This is a genomic window from Treponema pectinovorum (genome assembly GCF_900497595.1).
Lineage (GTDB): Bacteria > Spirochaetota > Spirochaetia > Treponematales > Treponemataceae > Treponema_D > Treponema_D pectinovorum.
In genome coordinates this window covers 149,407-173,891 of record NZ_UFQO01000002.1, presented here as the reverse complement: position 1 = coordinate 173,891, position 24,485 = coordinate 149,407, and the positions used below count along the sequence as shown (strand labels likewise).

General features: G+C 36.6%; 21 protein-coding genes and 1 tRNA gene. 19 read left to right on the top strand and 3 right to left on the bottom strand.

What is annotated here, in order from left to right:
• Nucleotides 1-3: 3 nt before the first annotated feature.
• Nucleotides 4-76: transfer RNA gene (locus tag FXX65_RS03140), tRNA-Ala, on the bottom strand.
• Between the two features lie 427 nt (nucleotides 77-503).
• Here FXX65_RS03140 and FXX65_RS03135 point away from each other — a divergent pair.
• The 19 genes from FXX65_RS03135 to FXX65_RS03045 all read left to right on the top strand — a co-directional run bounded on the left by FXX65_RS03135 (nucleotide 504) and on the right by FXX65_RS03045 (nucleotide 20,817).
• Nucleotides 504-833, top strand: a complete 330-nt coding sequence (locus FXX65_RS03135) for a YkvA family protein (RefSeq protein WP_222704215.1) — start codon at nucleotides 504-506, stop codon at nucleotides 831-833.
• A gap of 64 nt (nucleotides 834-897) precedes the next feature.
• Complete coding sequence (locus FXX65_RS03130) at nucleotides 898-1,335, top strand: hypothetical protein (RefSeq protein WP_147615048.1); 438 nt, start codon at nucleotides 898-900, stop codon at nucleotides 1,333-1,335.
• A gap of 19 nt (nucleotides 1,336-1,354) precedes the next feature.
• Nucleotides 1,355-1,768, top strand: coding sequence for an EamA family transporter (locus tag FXX65_RS03125; RefSeq protein ID WP_147615047.1), 414 nt, complete (start codon nucleotides 1,355-1,357; stop codon nucleotides 1,766-1,768).
• 509 nt (nucleotides 1,769-2,277) lie between these two features.
• On the top strand, nucleotides 2,278-3,735 hold the full coding sequence (locus FXX65_RS03120) for a potassium/proton antiporter (RefSeq protein ID WP_147615046.1): 1,458 nt from the start codon (nucleotides 2,278-2,280) through the stop codon (nucleotides 3,733-3,735).
• 6 nt (nucleotides 3,736-3,741) lie between these two features.
• The gene (locus tag FXX65_RS03115; protein ID WP_147615045.1) at nucleotides 3,742-4,266 is read left to right on the top strand and encodes a DUF1697 domain-containing protein; all 525 of its coding nucleotides are present in this window, start codon (nucleotides 3,742-3,744) and stop codon (nucleotides 4,264-4,266) included.
• Between the two features lie 170 nt (nucleotides 4,267-4,436).
• Nucleotides 4,437-4,748 (top strand): TfoX/Sxy family protein, encoded by a 312-nt coding sequence (locus tag FXX65_RS03110; protein ID WP_147615044.1) that lies wholly within the window; start codon nucleotides 4,437-4,439, stop codon nucleotides 4,746-4,748.
• Between the two features lie 546 nt (nucleotides 4,749-5,294).
• Entirely contained in the window at nucleotides 5,295-6,614 is a 1,320-nt protein-coding gene (locus tag FXX65_RS03105; protein WP_147615043.1) for a hypothetical protein, read from the top strand.
• Nucleotides 6,615-6,683: 69 nt separating this feature from the next.
• Entirely contained in the window at nucleotides 6,684-8,501 is a 1,818-nt protein-coding gene (locus FXX65_RS03100) for an ABC transporter permease (protein WP_147615042.1), read from the top strand.
• A complete protein-coding gene (locus FXX65_RS09815; RefSeq protein ID WP_147615041.1) occupies nucleotides 8,501-10,144 on the top strand; it encodes an ABC transporter ATP-binding protein in 1,644 nt (547 codons plus the stop codon). The genes FXX65_RS03100 and FXX65_RS09815 overlap by 1 nt, the downstream gene beginning before the upstream one ends.
• Nucleotides 10,145-10,217: 73 nt before the next feature.
• On the top strand, nucleotides 10,218-11,570 hold the full coding sequence (locus tag FXX65_RS03090; RefSeq protein WP_147615040.1) for an MATE family efflux transporter: 1,353 nt from the start codon (nucleotides 10,218-10,220) through the stop codon (nucleotides 11,568-11,570).
• Nucleotides 11,567-12,493, top strand: a complete 927-nt coding sequence (locus FXX65_RS03085) for an AEC family transporter (protein ID WP_147613396.1) — start codon at nucleotides 11,567-11,569, stop codon at nucleotides 12,491-12,493. Before FXX65_RS03090 ends, FXX65_RS03085 begins: the two co-directional genes overlap by 4 nt.
• 94 nt (nucleotides 12,494-12,587) lie before the next feature.
• Entirely contained in the window at nucleotides 12,588-13,007 is a 420-nt protein-coding gene (mscL, locus tag FXX65_RS03080) for a large-conductance mechanosensitive channel protein MscL (RefSeq protein WP_147613395.1), read from the top strand.
• 304 nt (nucleotides 13,008-13,311) lie between these two features.
• Entirely contained in the window at nucleotides 13,312-13,764 is a 453-nt protein-coding gene (bcp, locus tag FXX65_RS03075) for a thioredoxin-dependent thiol peroxidase (protein WP_147615039.1), read from the top strand.
• Nucleotides 13,765-13,933: 169 nt separating this feature from the next.
• Nucleotides 13,934-14,923, top strand: a complete 990-nt coding sequence (locus tag FXX65_RS03070; protein ID WP_147613393.1) for a TRAP transporter substrate-binding protein — start codon at nucleotides 13,934-13,936, stop codon at nucleotides 14,921-14,923.
• Nucleotides 14,924-15,060: 137 nt separating this feature from the next.
• A complete protein-coding gene (locus FXX65_RS03065) occupies nucleotides 15,061-15,699 on the top strand; it encodes a TRAP transporter small permease (protein ID WP_246104337.1) in 639 nt (212 codons plus the stop codon).
• Nucleotides 15,699-17,000 (top strand): TRAP transporter large permease, encoded by a 1,302-nt coding sequence (locus tag FXX65_RS03060; RefSeq protein WP_147615038.1) that lies wholly within the window; start codon nucleotides 15,699-15,701, stop codon nucleotides 16,998-17,000. The genes FXX65_RS03065 and FXX65_RS03060 overlap by 1 nt, the downstream gene beginning before the upstream one ends.
• A gap of 352 nt (nucleotides 17,001-17,352) precedes the next feature.
• Nucleotides 17,353-18,426 carry a mannonate dehydratase gene (uxuA, locus tag FXX65_RS03055; protein WP_147615037.1) on the top strand — a complete coding sequence of 358 codons (1,074 nt, stop codon included), beginning with the start codon at nucleotides 17,353-17,355 and terminating at the stop codon, nucleotides 18,424-18,426.
• Between the two features lie 56 nt (nucleotides 18,427-18,482).
• Nucleotides 18,483-19,151: a GntR family transcriptional regulator gene (locus tag FXX65_RS03050; protein ID WP_147613390.1), complete on the top strand. Its 669-nt coding sequence runs from the start codon at nucleotides 18,483-18,485 to the stop codon at nucleotides 19,149-19,151.
• 58 nt (nucleotides 19,152-19,209) lie between these two features.
• On the top strand, nucleotides 19,210-20,817 hold the full coding sequence (locus FXX65_RS03045) for a mannitol dehydrogenase family protein (protein WP_147615036.1): 1,608 nt from the start codon (nucleotides 19,210-19,212) through the stop codon (nucleotides 20,815-20,817).
• A 297-nt stretch (nucleotides 20,818-21,114) separates the two neighbouring features.
• On the opposite strand, the gene FXX65_RS03040 is transcribed toward FXX65_RS03045, so the two are convergent.
• Nucleotides 21,115-22,185 (bottom strand): leucine-rich repeat domain-containing protein, encoded by a 1,071-nt coding sequence (locus tag FXX65_RS03040; protein ID WP_187116199.1) that lies wholly within the window; start codon nucleotides 22,183-22,185, stop codon nucleotides 21,115-21,117.
• A 226-nt stretch (nucleotides 22,186-22,411) separates the two neighbouring features.
• Complete coding sequence (gene htpG, locus FXX65_RS03035; RefSeq protein WP_147615034.1) at nucleotides 22,412-24,379, bottom strand: molecular chaperone HtpG; 1,968 nt, start codon at nucleotides 24,377-24,379, stop codon at nucleotides 22,412-22,414.
• Between the last annotated feature and the right edge of the window lie 106 nt (nucleotides 24,380-24,485).

Here is a 24,485-nt window from a genome sequence, read left to right as displayed (position 1 = left end):
AAGTGGAGATAGCCGGAGTCGAACCGGTGACCTTATGATTGCGAACCACACGCTCTACCAACTGAGCTATATCCCCAAGATGCTTAATTATATAAGAAAAATGCCTCTTCCCGCAAGTTTTGAATTTCCTATTTGATATTTTGTGATTGATTATCTATTCTTTAGAATTTTAGCCAGCCGAATTACAATCCAAACTTGAATAATCTGGGCGTTCGCCTGAGAGTTTTGACCGCTTTGCTTGCAAAACTGTCAGGCGGCGGGCTTTACGGGGCTACGGCATTCGCCTACGACCACGCCTGTGGCGTGTTTTCGCTGCGCTCACCCCTACAATCCCTTACGCTGTAAGCTCGCAGGCGGGATTCGGGGCTACAAGTAGACCCTAACGCGGCAGGGGTTGGCGTTTCAAGAAAACTTCCGTGTTTTCTTGAAACAGACAGTTTTCTTACGAAAACTGTCAATATCGTTTGTAGGTCGTACCTCCTGTACGACTGCCTGCTATATTTTTGGCTCTAAAAGACAAGAAAACTCCCATTTTTGCAAAGTTACTTGCAGCGCTTACACTTGCATACGCATTTTCTCCAATAGATTTAATACCAGATTTTATTCCAGTTGTTGGATATTTTGATGATATAATAATTTTGCCAATACTTATTGCATTGACCGTAAAGTTTATTCCGAGCGAAGTTTTGGAATGCAGCAGAAAACAATCACAAAAATTTTGGCAGGAAGGTAAACATAAAAAATGGTACTTTGCAATTCCTGTTTTGATAATCTGGATTTTATTGATATTGCTGGTTTTGAAATTCTTTTTTGTAAAAACAAAGAATAAATAACATAATCAAAATTGCAGAATCGTGCGTTGTGATTATCAACAAAAAATTTGAGAAGGATTATCTGATGTGTGAAGAATGTTATTCACAAAAAAATCGTATAACTCCGTTGCTAAATCCGCTGGAGTGTTTGCAAAATCATACTCAATACATTTGCGGAACTTGTGGGCGCTGCATCTGCATTGAACACGACGAAAAGCGAGGACTTCAACGCTGGAACTTCCCTTTTAAATCATTGGAAATCGCGAAACTCTATCTTAGGACGGCAGACTACACTACAAAAAAATCCTGCGGAATTTATGAAATCGAAACGGACAAAGGCCGACTTTCGTACAAAATTTTTAAGGATGACGAAGAGTTGCTTTCATTTCTCAAAAAAAATCGCGACAAAAAATGCGATGGAATGGAAAGCGTTTTTAAGGTTGGATGTTATAAAGAATATCCAAAAACGCAAGTCCGCAAATTGAGCGCGGAAGAAATCGAAAGATATATGACGGAACGGTGATTTTTGAGAGGCTATTACCATGTGGCTGTTATTTGCAATTTTATCCGCTGTGTTTGCGGCACTTACATCGATTTTGGCAAAGGTGGGAATAGATTCCGTCAATTCAAATCTTGCGACGGCCATTCGCACGGTTGTAGTTGTTTTGATGGCTTGGGGAATGGTGTTTTTAACTCATGCTCAAAGCGGTTTGGCAGAAATCGGGAAAAAAAGCTGGCTCTTTTTGATATTGTCCGGACTTGCGACAGGAGCGTCGTGGCTATGTTATTACAAAGCTTTGCAAATGGGTGAAGTTTCAAAAGTTGCTCCTGTCGATAAATTAAGCATTGTAATTACCTGGGTTTTAGCGCTCATATTTTTGCAGGAGCAATTTACCGCAAAATCTTTTATCGGCTGCGTTTTAATCGGAATTGGAACTTTTGTGATGGCTTTGTAGATATAATTTGGGCGTTCGGCGCAAAACTTTGTTTTGCTTCACGAGTTTTTCTTGCTCCGCTATCAAAACTCGTGACGGCGGGCTTTACGGGGCTACGGCTTTTGCCTACGACCACACCTGCGGTGTGTTTTCGCTGCGCTCACCCCTACAATCCCTAACGCTGCAAGGATTGTGCCTAAAGAAAAACATCCGTGTTTTTCTTTAAGCGACAGTTTTTATAAAACTGTCAACATTGTTTGTAGGTGTACATCCGTGTACACAGCCGTCGACCGCAGGAGCGTAGCGACGAGGACGATGCAGCGATAGCGGAACCACGCAAAGCCTGTTTTTGCGCAATGTAATGGAGCAAAAGTCGCCCCAAAAAAACTCATTTTACTTTGCTTTTATAGCCTTTATATCTGCTGTCTATCAATAGAATTTATTTTATCTATATGCTAAAAATTGTGTTTATATATCGCTTTGTGTTTTAGTTTGCCAGGCGAACTTTATAATTTTTTGCGAGGGATAAAATGACTTTGCTAATCTCTTTTTTGATTATTCTTGCGATTATTTCCACAAAACTTAGTTCAAAATTTGGGCTTCCGCTCCTGATTGGGTTTATTCTGATTGGTGTCGTCGTGGGAAGCGATGTACTCAATCTTTTTTATTTTGACAATGCGGATTTAACAAAACGAGTTGCTGATATTCTTTTGATTTTTATTATTTTTGACGGCGGATTTAGAATTACAAAAAAAGCGTTCACCAGCGTTGCAGGTCCGTCTTTAACGCTCGCGACTTTTGGTGTTGCGCTGACGGCAGGAATTTTAGGATTAGCGATTCACTTTATCTTTAATTTTGACCTTGTTTATTCGCTTGTAATTTCTTCTATTATTTCTTCGACCGACGCCGCCGCTGTTTTTATGATTACAAAGGCGAATCCCATAAAAAAGAATTTGGCGACAACTCTCAATATTGAGTCCGCAGCTAACGACCCTATGGCAATTATTCTGACTATAACATTTATTCAGATTGCGACTGGATCTTTTAGTTCACCTTTTTTGGCAATCATAAAACTTTTGTGGCAGTTTGCTGGCGGAGTTCTTGTGGGATACGTCTGCTTCAGAGTGTCGCATTTTATGTTCGATAGGCTCAATTCTGATTCTCGCGGAGATTACAGCGTGCTTTTAATAGGATGCATTTTGCTAACTTATGGACTTTCTGATTTATTAGGGGCGAACGGAATAATTTCTGTGTTTTTTATGGGCTACTGGCTTGGAAATTCGCAGTTCCCGGCGAAAAGATATGTTACAAGTTTTTTAGAAAGCATTTCTACGATTTTTAATATGGCGCTGTTCATAATGCTTGGACTTTTGGCGTTTCCTCATCGTTTTGTGAATATATGGAAAGACGCTTTAATAATTGTCGCGGTTATGATGTTCGTTGCTCGCCCTTTTGCAGTCCTTATTTCCACAATCCCTTTTAAATACTCACTCAAAGAAAAAACATTTTTGATGTGGGGCGGTATAAAAGGTGCAGTTCCTATTGTACTGGCAACTTATCCAATGGCAGCAGGAATAGACAGCAATGGTTTTATTTTTGATACAATTTTCTTTGCGGTATTTTTGTCTTGTCTTATTCAGGGAATGACGCTTGCTCCGCTTTCAAAATTGTTTAAGTTTACAGAAAAGCGCAAGGTTGATTCGCCACACACAGTTGAACTTCACTCGTTAAAGTCGAGCGAAATTGATATGTTTGAAGTTACAGTCGATGAAAAATCTGCAAATATCGATAAAAAAATCTCTGAACTCAATTTTGATAAGGATGTTTTAATAAGTTCTATTGTTCGCGATGGGCAAATTATTTTTCCAAAAGGAGATACTAAACTCAAAGAAAACGACATTCTTTATATATTAACTCATTCATCAAAAATTAAGGAAGTAAAAAAGAGTATAAATGTGACAAAGCCAGCGATTGCTTCAGAGGGGTGATATAAATTGATTGCGTTGTTAAGGGGCGTAACTCCAACTGGAAGAAATAGTATTCAAAAGATGTCTTACTGTGCAGAAATTCTTGAAAATTCGGGCTTAAGCTCGGTCAAAACTTACATTCAAAGCGGAAATATTATTTTTTCAACGGAGAAAGACGAAGCACAAGTACAAAAACTCATACACGACATTATTTTAGAAAAAATAGGGGCTAATCTATCTGTTATAATAAAGAAAAAAGGGCAGTTGGAAAATGCCATAAACGAATGTCCATTCGAAAAATTTCTTGATGCTTCGAGGATTCATCTTGTTTTTACGAATGATAAAATTGATTTGCTAAAACTCAATGCTATTTTGCAAATCGACTTTGGTGCTGAACTTTTTGCAGCGGGAAATCACTGTCTTTATATGTATCTTCCGCGCGAAGCCTCAAAAAAAGTTTTGAACAACACCTATCTTGAGCGAAAACTAGGAGCCGTTTTGACAATGCGAAAAATTAATGTTGTAAAACGTCTTGTAGAAATGGATGAGTAAATGGGTGATTAGGATAAATAAACTTATCTGGGCGTTCGCTGAGATTTTTGCCGCTTTGCTTGCAAAACTCTCAGACGGCGGGCTTTTCGGGGTTCCGCTAACGCTGCATTGGCTTAAGCCAATGGCTACGCCACCCCTACAATCCCTAACGCAGGCGAGGAGTTTTTAATATGGCATCAACTAAAGAATACTTACAATTTATATTAGAGCAGTTATCCGACCTTAAAGGAATAACATACCGTGCAATGATGGGTGGGTACATTATCTATTATCGTGGAAAAATTGTTGGCGGTATTTACGATAACCGATTTCTTGTAAAACCGATAAAATCTGCAATGGATTATATGCAGAACAGCGCGTATGAAAAGCCATACGACGGTGCAAAACAAATGCTTCTTGTAGATAATATAGATGATAAAAACTATTTAACAGGTTTGTTTAATGCGATGTATGACGAATTGCCTGGACTTAAAAAGAAATAATTTATAACACGTCTTACTTTTAGTGTATTTTGGTAAAATAAAAACATCCGTGTTTTTCTTTAAGCGACAGTTTTCTTACGAAAACTGTCAATATCGGTTGTGGGTGTACATCCGTGAGCGGCAAGGATTGGAGTGGCGGCAAAGCCGTTGGCGTAAGCCAATGCAGCGTTAGCGGAACCACGCAAAGCCTGTTTTTGCGGAATGCAATGGAACAAAAGCCGCCCAAATTATCCTATATTAACCGTTTCTCCTTGATTTTATAGTTCCTTTGCTATCTGAACTCCAAGTCCAGAAGACTTTCCTGCAACAGGAACAACCTGACTTGTTAAATCGAAATATTTTTTGTAGGAAAATACTTTCAATTATTAAAATAAACTTCCTTATTTGGATTCTAATATAGAAAAAAATTAGACTTTGCTCGCGAAAGCTTAAAAGATTGAATTAAATATATTCTAAATTTGACAGTTAAAAAAAACTGTCTCAAAATTACTAAATAATAAAATTATAAAAACAAAACGTTGGTTTTTGTAAAAAGGAGGTAATTTTATGAAAAAATCTTTGCTAATTCTTCTAGCGGGAGCTCTTGTAACTGTGGGGTTTGTTTCTTGCAATAAATCTACTGCAAAAAAATCTGCTGTACAGGAAATAATTGCTCAGGCAGAGAATATGAGCTTTGACGAATTGTGTAAAAAGGCAATTGAAGAGTCAAAATCTGCAACTCTTAAGGGTATTGGTAATTCGAGCCGTGGAAAAACTGCTGGTGCAGCTTTTATAAAGTATCTTCAGTCTGTAGATTCTTCTTATGGCGGAAAAATTGAATGGTCTCAGCCAAAAAATAACTCAATATTTACAACTCTTAATGTTGACTATAAAAGTGCAAAACCTGAATATTTTATGACACTCATTCAGGACGGTAATCAGATTCAGAGCAAAATGATGGATACTGGCGTTCTTCGTACATTTATTCCAAAAGAATGGGCAGAAGCAAATAAATTGGCAAAAAAAGACTATCCAGAACTTCTTCCTTTGCAGACTTTGAATAAAGTTTTTATGTACAACAATGTTAACGGTGCTAAATTTTCAAACTGCTGGGATTTTGTTGCACCTGGAAAACACGGTCTTTTTATGGGTGTAAACTCTGAACTTGTAGGAAAAAACTTCCTTTATATGCTTACCGCAGATAAGTATTCAACTTGGCTCAAAAACGCTTTTGATAAACTTCCTGCTGACAAAAAGAGTCTCTATACTGAAACTATTAACGAATGCGAAAAACTTGCAAAGAATTTTGGCCTTGAAAGCAAAAATGCAAAATACGGACTTGCTTTTGTAAAACTTTGGGTTGAAAACTATAACGAAGAAACAGATGATGGTCCAATCTGCAATAGTGTTGTAAAAAAATCTGCTGCAGATGAATTTGCTTTAATCGTTTATTCAAAACTTCGCTCAGTTGCAGAAACTGCTGATGCATCTGTAAAAAATATTTCTGTTGCTGCTTATGAAAATGGTTATGCAGGAATTGGCGGATACGGATATTGTCACTACTTGGAAGTACTGGATTCTTCTCCTTATCCTTGGACTGCATGTGCATTTATCTCTTTCATGGTTACAAAATTGGACGGTTTTGCTGCATGGGGAAAAGACATGGGTGGATATTCTGCTAATCCTGTTCTTGCTGTTCAAAACGAAGCAAAATTCAATCATAGCAAAGCTGGCGGAACAGAATTCACTGCAAAAAATGACAGAGGATATGATTGGTGGACTGCTGAAAATGGTGGCGAACTCGTACTTGAAGATCCAAAATACTGCGCTATGGTTTCTGTAGACTTGGGCGACTGGATTGATATAGTTCGTTCTAATCGCAAGTAAATTGCAGGGCATATAAAAACATCGCGGGTCAAATACGGCTCGTGGTGTTTTTATTTGGAGGTTTCTAAGATGGCCGATACAAATTTAAAAGTTCAACTTAAGTTAAATAAGGTAAAAACCTTTTTTAATAAACCACAGAACGTTATTCTTCTACTTTGTGGAATAGTTTTGTCTATAACTACGATTGCCCCAATTCTGTATCTTTTGCAGGACACAATCGCAGTTCATGCAGGAACTGTTGATTCTTTAAAAACTGGTTTAAAAGAAGGGCAAATAACTTTATATAACTGGAAAGATCTTATTGCAGGAAATCTTGCAAAGGCAAACCTTTGGAAACCTATGCTCAATACGATTCTCCTTTCGGTTTTTACCTGTTTTATAGCAATCGTTTATGGAGGATTTTTTGCTTATTTGATTACTCGCACTAATATGAAATTAAAAAAATACCTTAGTGCGATTTTTATTTTTCCTTATATTATGCCACAGTGGACTTTAGCGATGGTTTGGAGAAACGCTTTTAACAGCAACGCTGTAACTGGTGGCTCTGACGGACTTTTAGCGAGTCTTTTTAATTTACACATGCCTGGCTGGTGGTGTCAGGGGCTTTTTCCGTCTGCATTGGTATTGGGACTTCACTATGCAGCGTTTGCCTATATTTTGATAGGCGGAATTTTCAGGAATATGGATGCAAACCTTGAGGAAGCGGCAACCATTTTGAACACACCAAAATGGAAAACCATGTTAAATGTAACTATTCCTCTTGTAAAACCTGCTGTGCTCTCTACAATTCTTTTGGTTTTTGGAAGTGCAATGGGAAGTTATCCTGTTCCTCATTATTTAAATTTGGAAACACTTTCGACAAAATATGTTGGACTCAGTTCTGCAAGAGCAGGACAGGCGAGCGTTATCGCTGTAATGATGATGATTTTTGGAATTGCAATTCTTTTGTTAAATCAAAGGAGCACCTCTGGTCGTCAAAGTTTTACAACAGTAACAGGAAAATCCGGTCAAATAACTAAGTCGAACCTTGGAAGTTTTGGCAAGTATTTTATCGCTTTGATATTTGTGGTTTTAACTTTGTTTACAAGCATTTATCCAATTATTTCGTTTGCTATAGAAACATTTTTACCAAACCCAGGCGATTATAGTTTCTTAAAGACTGGAGATATGAGCATGCTGACAACAAAGTGGTGGACAACTTCCGACACTTTGGGCGAATATGGTCTTTTTGGTCAACTTGGAATGTTATACAACGTGCAGATAAAAAAATCATTTTTTGGTCAGCTTTTTGTAGCGGTTTGCTGTTCTTTATGTGCAGGAACTATCGGAACTTTTGTAGGTTATGCAGTCAGCAAAAATAGAAGAAGCAAAGGAGCTTCTTATGTAAATTCCGTTGCTTTTCTTCCTTATTTAATGCCTTCGCTTTCTGTTGGTGTTGCATATTTGATTTTTGGAAAAGCGCTTTCTATTGGCGGAACATTTTTAATATTGATTTTGGTTGGAACCGTAAAATACATTCCTTTTGCCAGCAGAAGTTCGCTCAATTCGATGCTGCAACTTTCTGGCGAAATTGAAGAATCCGCTATAATCCATAATATTCCGTGGTTTAAGCGAATGTTCGGCATTATAATTCCAATACAAAAAAATTCGATTCTTTCTGGATTTTTGTTGCCTTTTATGACCTGTTTAAGAGAGTTAACGCTCTTTATGTTGCTGTGCGACCAGTTCAAAATTATGACAACGGCAATGGATTATTTTGACGAAATGGGATTGTACGCTTTTTCAAGCGGAATGAACTTAATTTTGATTATTACTATTTTATTTTTTAACGCGCTCGTAAACAAACTTACTGGTGCAAGCATAGATAAGGGCGTAGGAGGTAACTAATGCCACAGATAAAACTTACAAATGTTACAAAACGTTGGGGAAAATTTTTTGGTGTTGATAATTTAAGCATGGTTATAGAAGATAACGCTTTTGTTACTCTTTTAGGACCTTCTGGCTGTGGAAAAACAACTACTTTAAGAATGATTGCGGGGCTGGAAACTCCAACCAGCGGTAAAATCGAAATAGGCGACACTGTTGTTTTTGACAGCGAAAAAGGGATAAATATTCCAGCCAACGACAGAAGAGTTGGTTTCTTGTTCCAGAATTATGCGCTTTGGCCAAATATGACGGTTTATAAAAATATTGCTTTTGGTCTTGGAAACATAAAACAGGAATTACCAATCTATGATTTTGAAGCAAAGGTGAGCGAGCAGATTGTCGAAATCTTAAAAAGTTCTGTTGAAGTTGTTGAATTGATAAACAACTGTCGAGATAAAGACGGGAAAATTGATGAAGACAAGATTCTTTTAAAACTGATAGATACTTTTACAATTTCGATGTTCACTGCAAAAAAAATATTCAAAATGAATTTGCATGAAGAAGAATTTCCTTCAAAAAAAGCGGAAGAATTGTGCAAAGAATACGAAGCAAAGATTGAAAAAATTACTTCATCTTATCTTGAAAAAGGACTTTCACTGAATGATGATTTTGCTCTAATTCAAAATGGAGCGAAGATAAAAAAATTGCGAAAACTCACGCAGGAAGAAATAGATCTTGCAGTTCGCCGTGTAAGTCGTGTTGTAAAAATTGGAATGTTTATGGATCGCTATCCTTCGGAATTGAGTGGAGGACAGCAGCAGAGAGTTGCGATTGCTAGAACGCTTGCCCCAGAGCCAAAAGTTTTGTTTATGGATGAACCACTTTCCAATCTCGATGCAAAACTCAGACTCGAAATGCGATATGAACTTCAGCGTTTGCATATAGAAACTGGAAGCACCTTTGTTTATGTAACGCATGACCAAATGGAAGCGATGACGCTTGCAACAAAAATCTGTCTTATGAACAATGGTGTTTTGCAACAGTACGATGCTCCATTGGATGTTTATAACAGACCAAAAAATCTCTTCGTAGCAGATTTTGTCGGAAATCCTTCTATTAACTTTATAGAAGCAAAAGGTCAACAAGAAGGCGATGAAATTAAGTTAAAGGTTTTTGGTGAAAAGGATTTGGTATTTAAACCTTCAAAATCATTTAATCTTGAAAAATGGTATGAAGAACGCGAAAAGAATTCTTTGCTTGCACAAAAAGAATTAGAAGAAGCTTCTAAACAAAAAGGTTATGTTGAAAAAGCGAATAAAGATGAAGTTTTTAAATATCACATAGCAAAAGTAGTTGATGAAGAATCGGTTTATGCCACAAAAGAAGTGCCTTTAGATAAGGGAGATTTTATCCTTGCGGTTCGTCCTGAATTTATAAAATTAGAAAAAAATGCTAAATTCGAGGGCGAAATAAGTGGAGCAATGCCTACCGGTATGGAATCTACGATAAAAATCAGCACAGGAAATTTTCTTTTAACTGGAGTTGTATTTGGCGGAACAACATTTACTATTGGAAGCCATCAAAATTTTGATTTTGTAGGTGAAGGAATAATGCTTTTTGACAGGAAGAGTGGGAAGTTGATTACGCTAGGCAGCGTTGAATAGATTTTTTATGTCACCGAAGAATGATTTGTTTTTTTCGGTGACATTTTTTGTTTAAAACTATATAACAGAGAGAATGGCTTCAATTAAAGGTTTTGCACAAATAGATTTAATAAAAGGAAACATTTTTAAATCTATAATTCTTTTTACTCTTCCTCTCTTGGTTTCCTATATTTTTCAGCAACTTTATAATGCTGCGGATACTGTAATAATAGGTCGCCTTCTTGATGAAAATTCTTTAGTTGCTATTGGTGCGTGTGCCGCTCTTTATGAACTTTTGACTGGATTTGGAATAGGCTTTGGGAACGGATTGAGCATCGTTGCAGCAAGGGCTTATGGAGCAGGCAATTATGAATCTTTAAAAAAAATAACTGCTGCATCACTTTTTATAACCTTTGGGATAACAATTCTTATAATGGTTATCTGTCAGATATGGTTAAAGCCAATGATGATTTTATTAAAAACGCCTGCCGAACATTTGGAAGAAGCATATTCATATATTTCTGTAATAACGTTTTTTTGTGGTGTGCTTTTTGCTTACAATCTTTTTGCAGGAATGCTTCGAGCGATTGGAAACTCTGTTGTCCCTCTTATATTTTTGATTTTTTCTTCAATATTAAACGTTATTTTAGACATAATTTTTATAAAGCAGACTGGAGGAATAAAAGGTGCTGCCATTGCTACTGTTTTGAGCCAATTTGTATCTGCTTTGCTTTGTTTGATTTATATTTTTTTTAAAGCAAAAATATTGGTTCCGTCGGCAAGACATTTTTTGCCAGATAAAAAATTGTACAAAGATTTAATTGGGCAGGGGCTTTCTATGGCGCTGATGGGCTCAATAGTACACACAGGAACAGTAATTCTTCAGACCGCGATAAATTCTTTAGATGCAATGATAATTGCAGGTCATCTTTGTGCTCGAAAAGTTTTTAGTTTAACAAATATTCCAGTAGTAACTTTGGGATTTTCTGTTTCTACTTTTGTTTCTCAAAATTTTGGTGCAAATCAAATTGAACGCATAAAAAAAGGTGTAAAAATTGCAATTTTTATAACAGGAATATGGACTTTAATTTTAATCTTACCTGCACGTTTTGTCGTGGTTCCTCTAATAGAATTTATGACAGGCTCCCAAAATCAAACGATAATCGATTATGCTTCAAAATATATATTTTTTACGATTCCTTTTTACTTGGTTCTTGGAGGACTTTTAATAACAAGAAATGCGTTGCAAGGGTTGGGGAAAAAATTGCTTCCGCTGATTTCTAGCCTTATAGAATTTTTGGGGAAGGTATTTTTTACATATTTGATAATTCCAAGAATTGGAAGTTGGGGCGTTATTTTGTGCGAACCGCTTATTTGGTGTGCAATGCTTTCTCAACTTCTGTTTGTATTTATTAGATTACCGATTTTTAGGAGAAAAACTGTATGAATCATTTTGTAGTTTTACAGCAGATGGTAGTAATTTTGATACTCGTTATGGGAGGATTTGTCTGCCAGCGAATAGGAAAAGTTAATGAAACAAATAAAAAATTCCTTTCGTTTTTGGTTGTAAATATCTTTAATCCTGCACTTTTAATTTCCAGCGTAATAACAAATCATGAAGAAAGAGATTACACGAGTGTTTTTGTTTCTTTTGCAATGGCAATAGCGATGTTTGCAATATTCATCATCATTGGAGCGTTTGCATCGCGCACTCAAAAAGAAAAGTCAGACAGAGTTACATTAAATTTGATGTTCATATTTTCAAATTTGGGCTTTATTGGGCTTCCTGTAATAAAAAATGTCTTAGGCGACAAATATGTTATCTACAATGCAATATACAATCTTGTCTACAACATAGTTTTTTACACTTACGGAATTTCTTTAACGAGCACAAAAAAGGGTTTTAAACTTGCAAATTTAAAAGGCATTTTTTCTATTGGAACTGTAGGTGCAGTTGTTGCGATAACGCTTTTCTTTTTAAATATAAGAATGCCACTGATTGTAGAAGAATCTGTTCAATATTTTGGTGCAAGTTGCGTTCCTTTAGCGCTTTTTATGATAGGCATAACTTTAGGCGAAGAAAAAAGTCTCTTTGGAATATTAAAATTGAAGCGAAACTGGATTTTTGTATTCGTAAAAATGTTCATTATTCCTGTTGTGTGTGCAATCGGCATAAAATATTTGCCTATAAAGGAAGAATTAAAATTCTTAGGACTTTTGATGTTTGCAATGCCTGTAGGAAGTCTCCCTCTATTGCTTTTGGCAGAAAAAGGCTGGGACTGCACTTTTGCATCAAATGTGACAATAATGACAACAATAGTTTCTGTATTGTCGATTCCGTTTGTTGTTTTTGTCTATCAATTTTTATAAATCTTGCAGAAAAAATTGTATATAAAATTCATTGCTTGTGTGGCAAAAATTTAATGGTATACTTTTTTATAAACTTTTATTTTGGAGGGAAGATATGAAAAATTTAAAAGATGGATTTAATTCTGCGACAAAAGAATTTGGTGCTTTTAAAAAATTTATTTCCAGAGGAAATGTCGTTGATATGGCCGTTGGTGTTATAATCGGCGGTGCGTTTGGAAAAATAGTAAGCAGCCTTGTGAATGACATTGTTATGCCATTTTTAGGATTGATTTTGGGAAAAATTAATTTTGCTAATTTGACTCTAAAAATAGGCGAAGTCGAAATAAAATACGGAAATTTTATTCAGACGGTTATTGATTTTATAATCGTTGCAATCTGTATTTTTATCGTGATTAGACTTTTTGAACGGTTTAAGAAGAAAGAAACAGAAACCGTTGAGCCACCAGCAGCACCTGTAAAATCTGATGAAACGCTTTTGCTTGAAGAAATAAGAGATATTTTAAAAAATAAATAAGATTTTTTGAGAAAATATCTATATAAATTTTAGATTGAGTGTTTATGTGCGACAAAGATTGTTGTTCAAGAAAAACGTCCGTGTTTTCTTGAACGGACAGTTTTTTGCAAAACTGTCGATTATGGTTATAGGTCGCACTTCCGTGTGCGACAAAGATTGGAAGGGCTGGCGTAGCCAGTTCGTAAGGGACTACGATTAGTAGTCCCGTCGAATGAGCCGCGGTTAGACGGCGAACCCTGAAAAGCTTGTTTTTTGCGACAGCAAAAAGTCGCCAAAATATAAAAATTAATTTTAAGGATATTTTATGTTAAATATAGGAACAAAAGCTCCAGATTTTTCTTTGCCAGACCAAAATGGCGTTATTCATTCACTTGCTGAATATGCTGGAAAGCGTCTTGTTTTGTATTTTTATCCGAAGGACAATACTTCGGGATGTACAAAACAGGCGTGCTCTTTTGCAGAACTTTATCCTAATTTTAAAGAAAAAGGTGTTGAGATTTTAGGAGTGAGCAAGGATAGCGTTCAAAGTCATAAAAAGTTTGAAGAAAAATATGAACTTCCGTTTACGCTTCTTTCTGATACAGAATTGACTGTTATAAAAGCCTATGATGTCTGGAAAGAAAAAAAACTTTATGGCAAAACCTATATGGGCGTTGTGCGAACGACTTATCTTATAGATGAAAATGGAATGATAATTCGTGCAGAAGAAAAAGTGGACGCAGGTAAAAATGCAAACGACACTTTAAAACTTCTGTAAAACAGATTGTTACAATTTTTTATATTTGAATGAAGTTTTTTTGCGAAATTTAGAGAAAATTGTAAAATTTAATAAAAAGAATTTGACAGAATTCTAGTTGAACCACATAATCTAATATATTAGTATACCACTTTTAAAAATTCTAAGTGGATATGGAGGAAATAAAAGTATGAAAAAAACACTCATTGCTGTTTCTTGTGCAATTCTCGCAGTTGCAGTTGGAATGACAGGCTGTTCAAAAAAGGCACCTGAAAAAATGGTTCTTCGCTATGCAGAAAATCAACCACAAGATTACCCTACAACAAAGGCTGCTTATAAATTTGCAGAACTTGTTGAACAAAAAACAAACGGTCGCATTCACATCGACGTTTATTATGGTGCTCAGCTTGGCGATGAAAAATCTGTAATCGAACAGCTTCAGTTTGGAGCAATCGATTTTACTCGTGTATCGCTTTCGCCACTTGCAGAATTTGATAAATCCCTCAATATTCTTCAGCTTCCATACCTTTACAAAGACGCAGCTCAAATGTGGAGAGTTCTTGAAGGCGACCTTGGAGAAAAATTCCTTACAAACGTAAGTTCTTCTAACTTGATTGGTCTTTCTTGGTTTGACGCTGGTGCTCGCAACTTCTACAACTCTAAACGCCCAGTTACAAAACTTGAAGATTTGAAAGGATTGAAGATTCGCGTTCAGGAATCTCAGTTGATGATGGGAATGGTAAACGCTGTTGGTGCAAATGCAACTCCTATGGCTTATGGCGAAGTTTACTCTTCTCTTCAGACTGGAGTAATTGACGGTGCAGAAAATAACTGGCCTTCTTACGAATCAACTTCTCACTACGAAGTTGCAAAATACTACGTGCTTGACGAACATACACGTGTTCCAGAAATGCAGATGATTTCTAAAGCTACTTGGGAAAAACTTTCTCCAGCAGATCAGAAAATCGTAAAAGAATGTGCTCTTGAGTCTGCAAAAGTTGAACGTGAACTTTGGGCTGCAAAAGAAAAAGCATCTGAAGAAAAAGTTAGAGCAGGTGGTTCTACTATAACTCAATTGGAGCCTGGTGAAAAAGAAAAATTCCAGAAGGCAATGGCTCCTCTTTATGCACAGTATGGTGCTGGATATGAGGATATAATCAAAGCTATTCAGAGTAAGTAATTAAAATTCACTTAAAAATTTGGTCGGCTTTTTAGCGGACAGCTATATTTGCCGACCTATTTTTTTATCCAACAACTGATATTTTAATATATTAGGTAATCTAGATGTCGGAAATATTCCGATTATAAGGGATGTATATGAATATAAAGGACGAAATCTTTAAACCAGAGATGAAACTTTGGGAAAAGATTGTTTCAGTAATCACCTTTGTATTTGATTCAATTTATAGAGTTCTTGTTGAATTTGCTAAATTGGTTTTATTGGTGATTGTCGTTGTCGTTAGTGCACAAGTTTTTGCGCGATTTTTCCATCGCTCTATTATGTGGTCTGAAGAAGTTGCACTTTTATTGATGGTTTGGACAGCGTTTATTTCGATGGCGATTGGAGTTGAAAAAGGCTTACACATTGCTATTACGATTTTTTATGGGCTTTTTCCAAAAAAAATTCAGAATGTTATCTACAAGTTGATTCTTGTTGCGATGATTTTCTTTGCATATATCTTAATAAAATACGGAATAAACCTTATTTCTGTTTCTATGGGAAATAAATTGCCTGCAACGCAGTGGCCTAACGGAATTAAATTTATAATGATGCCTGTTGGCGGTATTTTTATCTTCTATTTTGCAGTTTTAGACCTTTTTGGTTTGAATCGATTCCGTCATACATTGATTGAAGATGGAAAAAATGATGATGGTGAAAAAACTGACCAGCAGATTATTGATGAAATGCGTGCTGCTAAGGCAGAAATGCGCGCTGAACAGAAGGAGGGCAAATAATGTTTAATCCTACCGTTGCCATGTGGCTTTTGCTAGGAAGTTTTGTGGTATTTATTTTGCTTAGAATGCCTGTAATCTTCGCTATAGCAGTTTCTTCTTGTATTACTCTTTTTTATGTAAACATTCCTCTTATGTCTTTTATTCAGCAGATGGGAAAAGGTGTAGACAGTTTTAGCCTTATGGCGATTCCGTTCTTTATACTTGCAGGCGAAATAATGGGTGCCGGTGGTATTTCTGACAGATTGCTACAGGCTGCAAATGTTATTGTAGGTAGATTTAGAGGCGGACTTTCTTATGTAAACGTTTTGGCGTCTATGTTCTTTGGACATCTTTCTGGTTCTGCTGTTGCAGACGTTTCTTCTTTGGGTTCAATCGAAATTCCTATGATGGAAAAAGGCGGATATGACAAAGACTTCTCTGTTGCGGTAACTGTTGCATCGTCTTGTCAGGGAGTTTTGATTCCTCCAAGCCACAATATGATAATCTATTCTGTTGCAGCAGGGGGAGTTTCTGTTGGTGCCTTGTTTATGGCAGGTCTTGTACCTGGTGTTATGCTTGGTATTTTGATGCTTATTCTTTGTGCAGTAATCAGCATAATTCGCCATTATCCAAAGGGAGAAGCAATAAGCTTTAAAGAGGCGTGCAAGATAATAGTAAGTGCAGTGCTTGCTTTGTTTACCGCTGTAATTATTTTGGTTGGCGTTACGGCTGGTCTTTTTACAGCAACTGAATCTGCGGCGATTGCTTGTATTTATGCATTTATAATTTCTGTATTTGTTTATAAAGAGTTAAAACTTTCGCTCATGCCAAAACTTTTGATGAATACGATAAAAACTTTGGCGATGGTTTTTTCTTTGATTGCTGCGGCAAATGCTTTTGGTTGGCTTTTGGCTTTCTTAAAAGTTCCTACTTTGATTACAGAAGGATTGCTTGCAATTACAACTAACAAAATTGTTCTTTTGCTTTTGATTAACCTTATGCTCTTAGTGCTTGGTTGTATCATGGATATGGCTCCGCTGATTTTGATTGTAACTCCAATTCTTATTCCTGTAATATCAACTTTGGGAATGAGCAAAGTTCAGTTTGGCGTAATGCTTATATTCAACCTTGCAGTAGGACTTTGTACTCCTCCAGTTGGTTCTGCATTGTTTGTAGGTTGTGGCGTTGGAAGGATAAATATTGAGAGAACTGTAAAAGCGATGTTGCCGTTCTATGGAATTATGGTTGCAGGACTTTTGCTCGTAACTTTTGTTCCTGAAATTTCTCTTTTCTTGCCAAGAATATTAGGATTCCAGGTATAAGTTTTACGAAAAACGTCCTTGTTTTTCTTGAACGACAGTTTTTTATAAAACTGTCGATAGAACTTGTAGGTCGCACCTCGTGTGCGACAATGCGGCAAGGATTGGAGGGGCGGCGAAGCCGTCGACCGCAGGAGCTTAGCGACGAGGACGATGAGCGCTTAGCGAACCCCGCAAAGCCTGTTTTTGCGGAATGTAATGGAGCAAAAGCCGCCCAAAATTAAAACGGATATATAATCTTGCCAATGTTGTAAACCTCAGTAGCAACTTTTGGCAAGGTTATATTTTATCAATTTAGCTGATATACTAGTATACAAGTAGTTTTTGGTAACAAGCATTTTATCGGAGGTAAAAGATGGAAATGACTTTAAGATGGTACGGAACAAAATTTGATTCTGTAACTTTGGAGCAGATAAAACAGATTCCTGGCGTTAAAGGGGTCATAACAACTTTGTATGACCTTCCTGCTGGAGAGGAATGGCCTTTGGAAAGGGTTAAAGAAATAAAGGCGACTGTTGAAAAAGCTGGACTTAAAATTGCAGGAATTGAAAGCGTAAACATTCACGACGCTATAAAAATTGGAACTCCAGAACGCGACAAGTACATAGACAATTACATAAAGTCTTTGGAAGCTTTGGGTAAAGAAGATATTCACATGGTTTGTTACAACTTTATGCCAGTTTTTGACTGGACAAGAACAGACCTTGCAAAGATGCGCCCAGATGGTTCTACAGTTCTCGCTTATGACCAGAAAGTTGTTGATACTATTGACCCTCAGACTTTTTTTGACCAGACAACTGGCAGTTCAAATGGTTTTGTTATGCCTGGTTGGGAACCAGAAAGACTTGCAAAAGTAAAGGATTTGTTTGAAGCGTATAAAGATGTTGATGCGGAAAAACTTTTTGAAAATCTTGTTTACTTTTTGAAAGCTATTGGACCTGTTTGCGAAAAATACAATATGAAGATGGCAATTCATCCGGATGATCCTGCATGGCCTGTTTTTGGACTTCCAAGAATAATAACTGGCAAAGAAGCTATTTTAAAAATGCTAAAAGCTGTTGATAAAGAATACAACGGTATAACTTTGTGTATGGGAAGTCTTGGAACAAATCCAAAGAATGATATTCCAGATATTATTCGCTCATGCAAGGGACGCATTCATTTTGCGCATGTTAGAAACCTTCATCATTTTGCACCAGGAGTTTTTGAAGAAGCAGCACATCTTTCTTCTGATGGAAGCTTTGACATGTACGAAGCTGTAAAAGCGTTGTACGATATAGGATTTTCTGGACCAATGCGACCAGACCATGGACGTACAATTTGGGGAGAAAAATGTATGCCTGGCTACGGACTTTATGACCGTGCTTTAGGTGCAACATATATTGAAGGTCTTTGGGAAGCAATAGATAAAAGCTCGAAAAGAGGCTAAAACTAAGATTTTTGATGATGATTATTTGCATTTATAAAAGTGAATAGAAGGTTTTTATGAAAAAATTAGAAGTTTCGGTATACGAAATTTTAAGAAATCAAATAATAAACCTAGAGTATAAGCCTGGGCAGGAATTGAACGTTAACGCCTTAGTTGAAAAATTAGGCGTTAGTCGTTCGCCTGTGCGAGACGCACTTTTGAGACTTTCTTTAGACAATCTTGTTGATATTTTTCCACAAAAAGGAACTAGGGTTTCTTTATTGGATGTAAAAATAATTCAGCAGGAAAGGTTTATGAGAATAAATCTTGAGCTTGGGGTTCTAAAACAGTTCATGAAAAGTTTGGACGAAACCAAGCAAAAAGTCTGCGGAACAAAACTTCAGGCTATACTTTTGCAGCAGCATGCAAGCCTTATGGATTCTAACAGAAAAGATTTTCTTCAATACGATGATGAAATGCATCACTTTTTTTACGAACAATCTGGAAACGAGTGGATTTGGAACGTAATCTGCAATCACACTGGAAATGACCACAGAATTCGTATGTTAAGTTATAATGCGCATCATATTGCAGACAATGTAGAAGAAGAACACAAGGCTCTTGTAAATGCAGTAATGGCAGGTGATTTTGAAAAAGCGTTGGAGATAGACGAAGCTCATTTGCAAAAACTCACGGAAGTTTTTGAACCGCTTATGAAAAATTTTCCTGAATACTTTTGCGAATAGTTTAAAATCACTCAAAAAATTTCTCAAAGCAAATTTCTATAAAATAAGGAAGGCAGATATGAAACTTACATTGGCAGAATTAAAAGATAAGTCAAAATGGCCAAATTATAAATTTTTTGAATTTGACCACGATAAAGTTCTCTCAAATACTAAAGAGCGCCCAGAATGGATTCATTTTGGAGCAGGAAATATTTTTAGAATTTTCCCAGCGGCACTTTGCCAGAAACTCTTAAATAATGGCGACATGGACACTGGAATTGTTGTTGCAGACAGTTACGATTTTGAAATTGTGGACTTGCTTTTTAAACCTCATGACAATTTAACTTTGGGTGTTACTTTAAAAAGCGACGGAACAATTCAGAAAGAAATAATAGGTTCTGTAGTTGAAGCGGTAAAGGTAAGTCCAGAAGAAAAATCCGATTGGGAAATTCTTGAAAAAGCTTTTACAAACAAGAGCTTAAAAATGATTTCTTTTACGATTACAGAAAAAGGCTATGCTCTCTATGATGCAAAAGGAAATCTCTTAAAACAGTATGAAGAAGATTTTAAAAATGGACCAAAAAAGGCAACTATGCTTCTGTGCTATATAACAAGGCTTTTGCTTTCCCGCTTTAATGCTGGAAAAATTCCTTTGGCAGTAGTTTCAATGGATAACTGTTCCCATAACGGAGAAAAGTTGGGGCAGGCGATTTTTGAAATTGCTGAAAACTGGAAGAAAAATGGCTTTGTAGGGCAGGATTTTGTTGATTATGTAAAAGACGAATCAAAGGTAAGTTTCCCTTGGAGTATGATAGACAAAATAACTCCACGTCCAGATTCCAATGTTGCTCAAATGCTCGAGAAAGACGGTTTTGAAGAAACCAAATTGATTGTTACAAAGAAAAATACTTACTGCGCAACCTTTGTAAATGCAGAAGAGCCACAATATCTTGTAATTGAAGATAAATTCCCTAACGGTCGTCCACCTCTTGAAAAAGCAGGAGTTTATTTTACAGACAGAGAAACTGTGAACAAGGTAGAAAAAATGAAAGTCTGCACTTGTTTAAATCCTTTGCATACTGCACTCGCTTTGAGCGGCTGCCTTTTGGGCTTTAAACTTATTTGCGATGAGATGAAAGACAAAGATTTAAATAAGATGACGAATACTTTGGCTTATAAAGAAGGTTTGCCAGTTGTAGTTGATCCAAAAATTTTAAATCCAAAAGATTTTATCGAAGAAGTAATCAACAAGCGTTTGCCAAATCCGTTTATGCCAGACACTCCACAGCGAATTGCAACTGATACGAGCCAAAAACTTTCGATAAGGTTTGGAGAAACTGTAAAAGCGTACAAAGCAACAGGCAAAAATCTTAAAGATTTAAAAGTTATTCCGCTGGTTTATGCAATGTGGCTAAGATATCTTATGGCAATGGACGATGACTTGAATCCAATGGAACTCTCGCCAGATCCACTGTTAGAAACTGCAAAGCCTTTTGTTGCAAAAGTAAAGATTGGAAGTAAGAAGGGCGATTTTGAAAACGACATAAAACCTCTTCTTGCAAACGAAAAAATCTTTGGTTTTGACCTTACAAAAAGTGAACTTTACGATGCCGTTTTGACAAATTTTGAAAAAATGCTCGCAGGTAAAGGTGCGGTTAGAAAAGCAATTTGCGAAGCTATCGCATAATTAAAAACTCAGGGCGTTCGCCGTACAGTCTGAAAAACTTCGTTCTCAGACTGTACGGCGGCAGGCTTTGCAGGGCTACGCCTTTCGGCTCCGAACAAACGCCATACAAAAATCTTCATCAAAAAAATAATTTTTTTTGCAATGCATATTTCGTTTTGTTTTAGACCACACTACGTGGCGTTTGTTTTCGCTACGCTCACCCTTCCAATCCTTAACGCAAAATTGTCGCATACGAGGAGCGAGCTAGAATTAATGTCGACTGTTTTGCAAAAACTGTGTGTGTTTATACACAAAATTTTAGTCTTTTCTATACCAGTAACTGTTTTGACCTTTAACATTAAAGTATGTTGCATTTGTTATGGGATTAGTTACATCAAAAAGTTGACCATTCATTCCGCTTTCCCAATCATGAAGATTGTCTGTTTTATACCAATTGTTTGTGTTTGCAAAAGCAAATCTTTTTAAAGAAGTACAACCTTCAAATACAGTTTTTTCAATTAAATTGATGGAAGCGGGTATTGTTACACTTTCTAGTGCAGAGCAACCATAAAAAGCAAGATTCTGAATAACAGTAACAGAATTTGGAATAGCTACTTCTTTGAGAGAAGTACAATCCTTGAATGCACCTTCGCCTATTTCAGTAACAGAAGAAAGTATATTTGCACTTGTTATACCGCCTGCTGCGCATAAAAGTAAATCTTGTTCTTTTGTATAAATTATATTCTCTCGACTTGAGAATTTGATATTTTCTTCTTCAACTGTAAGAGTTTTTAACGAAGAACATCCGGAGAATGCTGTATGGTCTAGATAATTAACAGAGGCAGGGATATTTATACTTTTTAACGATTTGCATCCATTGAACGCACCTTCGTCAATTTTGTTAATATCACTGGATAAGATTATTTCTTCAAGAGAAGAACACTCGGAAAAAGCATATCCGTTTATTATTTTTAAATTGGAAGGCAAAATTATTTTTTTAAGTGAGTTACAATTTGAAAATGCTCTTTCGTCAATAGTAGTGAGCGAACTAGGAAGTGCAATTTCTGTAAGCGAATTGCAAGATTCAAAAGAATCGGCAGGAAGAGTTGCTAAATTGGTTGTAGCACTCATGTTTAAAGAAATCTTTGCATTTGAGTTTGCTTTTAATTCATTTTTTATTGAATTAATGTTTTCGTTTGTTATTGTTCCAGTAATTGTAATCTTATGAGGTCCTTCGCCTTGTAGATTTTTAATTATATTTGCGATGTTCTCTGAAGTTGCAGGAATAACTGGATTGGAATGGTCTTCTGTGGTTGTCTTGCAGCCAGCAATAATAATTGCAGTGGTTAAAACCAATGCGATGCGTTTTATTTTGTTTGAGTTTTTCATATAGAAATTATAACACAGGGGTATTCTTTTGTCTGATTTGTTTTGCGTAAGCGATGTGAAAGGCGGCAAAGCCGGACAACTATGCAGTGTAACGAAATAGTTGTCTGGAGCGAAAGCGGAACCTGAAACGTAGCGACCCCCACCGCAAAAAAAATGCACAGTCATAAAAAGTATATGTTTTGTTTGTACATATATTTTTCTGACTGCGCTATTTGGGGGATACGCCCTACTTTGAAATAAGAGAATTCATCGCTTTTATAAAGTCTGTAGGATTTGAAAGTTCTGCACCGCTTACCAAAAGCGACTGATCCAGAAGAACTTCCGAAACATTAGCAATATAGGCTTCGTCTGTTGTGTCTGAGAGCGTTTTTACGATTGCATGGTCTGCGTTTACTTCGAGGATTGGTTTTACCTCTGGCGCTCTTTGACCCATTGCCCGCATCATTCGCTCCATTTGGATTCCCGGGTCATTTTCGTCTACAACTATGCATGCAGGACTGTCGCTAAGTCGTTTTGAAAGAACGACATCTTTTACGCGTTCGCCAAGTGCTTTTTTGATTTTTTCCTGGATTGGCTTAAATTCTTCTTCTTTCTTTTTTGCATCTTCTTTGTCGATTCCGAGTTCTTCGTCCGAACCTGCACGGTTTACGCCTTTAAGTTCATAATCTTTGTACTTCATTAGGCTTGGAATTACTATGTCGTCTATATCGTCCGACATTATAAGGACTTCAAAACCTTTTTTCTTGTATGCTTCGAGGAGTGGGCTAGCGCGAAGATTTTTTTCGTTGTTGCCTGTTATGTAATAGATTGCCTTTTGGTCGCTCTTCATTCGACCGACATAATCTTTAAAACTTGTCCATTTGCCGTCGCCTGTGCCACTTTCGTCGGTAGATTTAAATCGCACGATTTCTGAAATTTCTTCGCGGTTTGCATAATCTGAATATAGACCTTCTTTTAAAGGACGATTGAAGTTTTCTACAAATTTATTCCATTTTTCGATTGCGGCTTTTTCTTTGTCGGTTGGATTTTCGGCTTTGCGAGCTTGGTCGGCTTCTTCTCCCATTTTTCTAAATTCACTTAGAAGTTTTTTTACAGAAGCGGTTTTTATGTTGTCTAAGATTCTGTTTTGCTGGAGGATTTCGCGGCTTACGTTTAAAGGCAAATCTTCGGAATCGATTATTCCTCGAACAAAACGCAAATACGAAGGCAATAATTCTTTATCATCATCTGTTATGAATACTCGTTTTACATAGAGTTTTACACCACTTTGGTAATCTGCCTGATACATATCAAACGGGGCTTGCGACGGGACATAGAAAAGCGTTGTGTATTCTTGAGTGCCTTCTGCGTGTGTGTGAACACAGTGCAGTGGGTCTGATGAATCGTGGCTTATTGTCTTATAAAAATTGTTGTAATCTTCTTCTTTGAGTTGAGATTTTGGTTTTTTCCAAAGTGCAGAGGCGCTGTTTACTTGCTCAACTTTGTTCTCGCTACCTGAGATGTTTCCTTTGTCGTCATATTTATTTTGTGTGTAGTGCAGGTAGATTGGAAACGCGATGTGGTCAGAATAGCGTTTTATGAGCTCTTCAATTCTCCATCTGGAAGCATAATCTTTGCTTTCGTCATTTAAAAGGATTTCGATTGCAGAGCCGTGAGTTTCTTCTTTGTCAAATCCATATTTTTTTGCGGCTTCGCTATCGCTTGCAATTTCTTCTATTGAGTAACTGTTTGTGCCGTCGGAAGACCATTTGTAGATTTTTGAAGTGCCTGCCTTGCGCGTGTAAACATTTATCTGTTTTGCAGCCATAAATGCTGAATAAAATCCTACACCAAATTGACCGATTAAATTGTTTTCGCCAGCATTTTTGTCGTTTGCGATTTTTTCGATAAATGCTTTTGTGCCTGAGCGGGCGATTGTTCCCAAGTTGCTGTTCAAATCTTCTTCGGTCATTCCAATTCCAGTATCTTGAACTGTAAGGATTTTTGCGTTTTCGTTAAATGAAATGTCGATTCGTGGTTCTGTTTTTACATTTTTGTATGAATCGTCGGAAACCATAAGATAGTTTAACTTGTCCAATGCGTCCGAAGCGTTGGATACGATTTCTCTAAGAAAAATATCCTTGTTTGAATACATCGAGTGAATAATCAATTTAAGAAGCTGGTTTACTTCTGTTTGAAACTGATACTGTGCCATTTATTTGTATCTCCAAAAACTTGTTTTGCAGTTTGCAACGCAAACTTTTTATAATCTATCCTTATAAATTAGTAAAAAAAAGTTTTATCGTACAGTAAAAATTAAA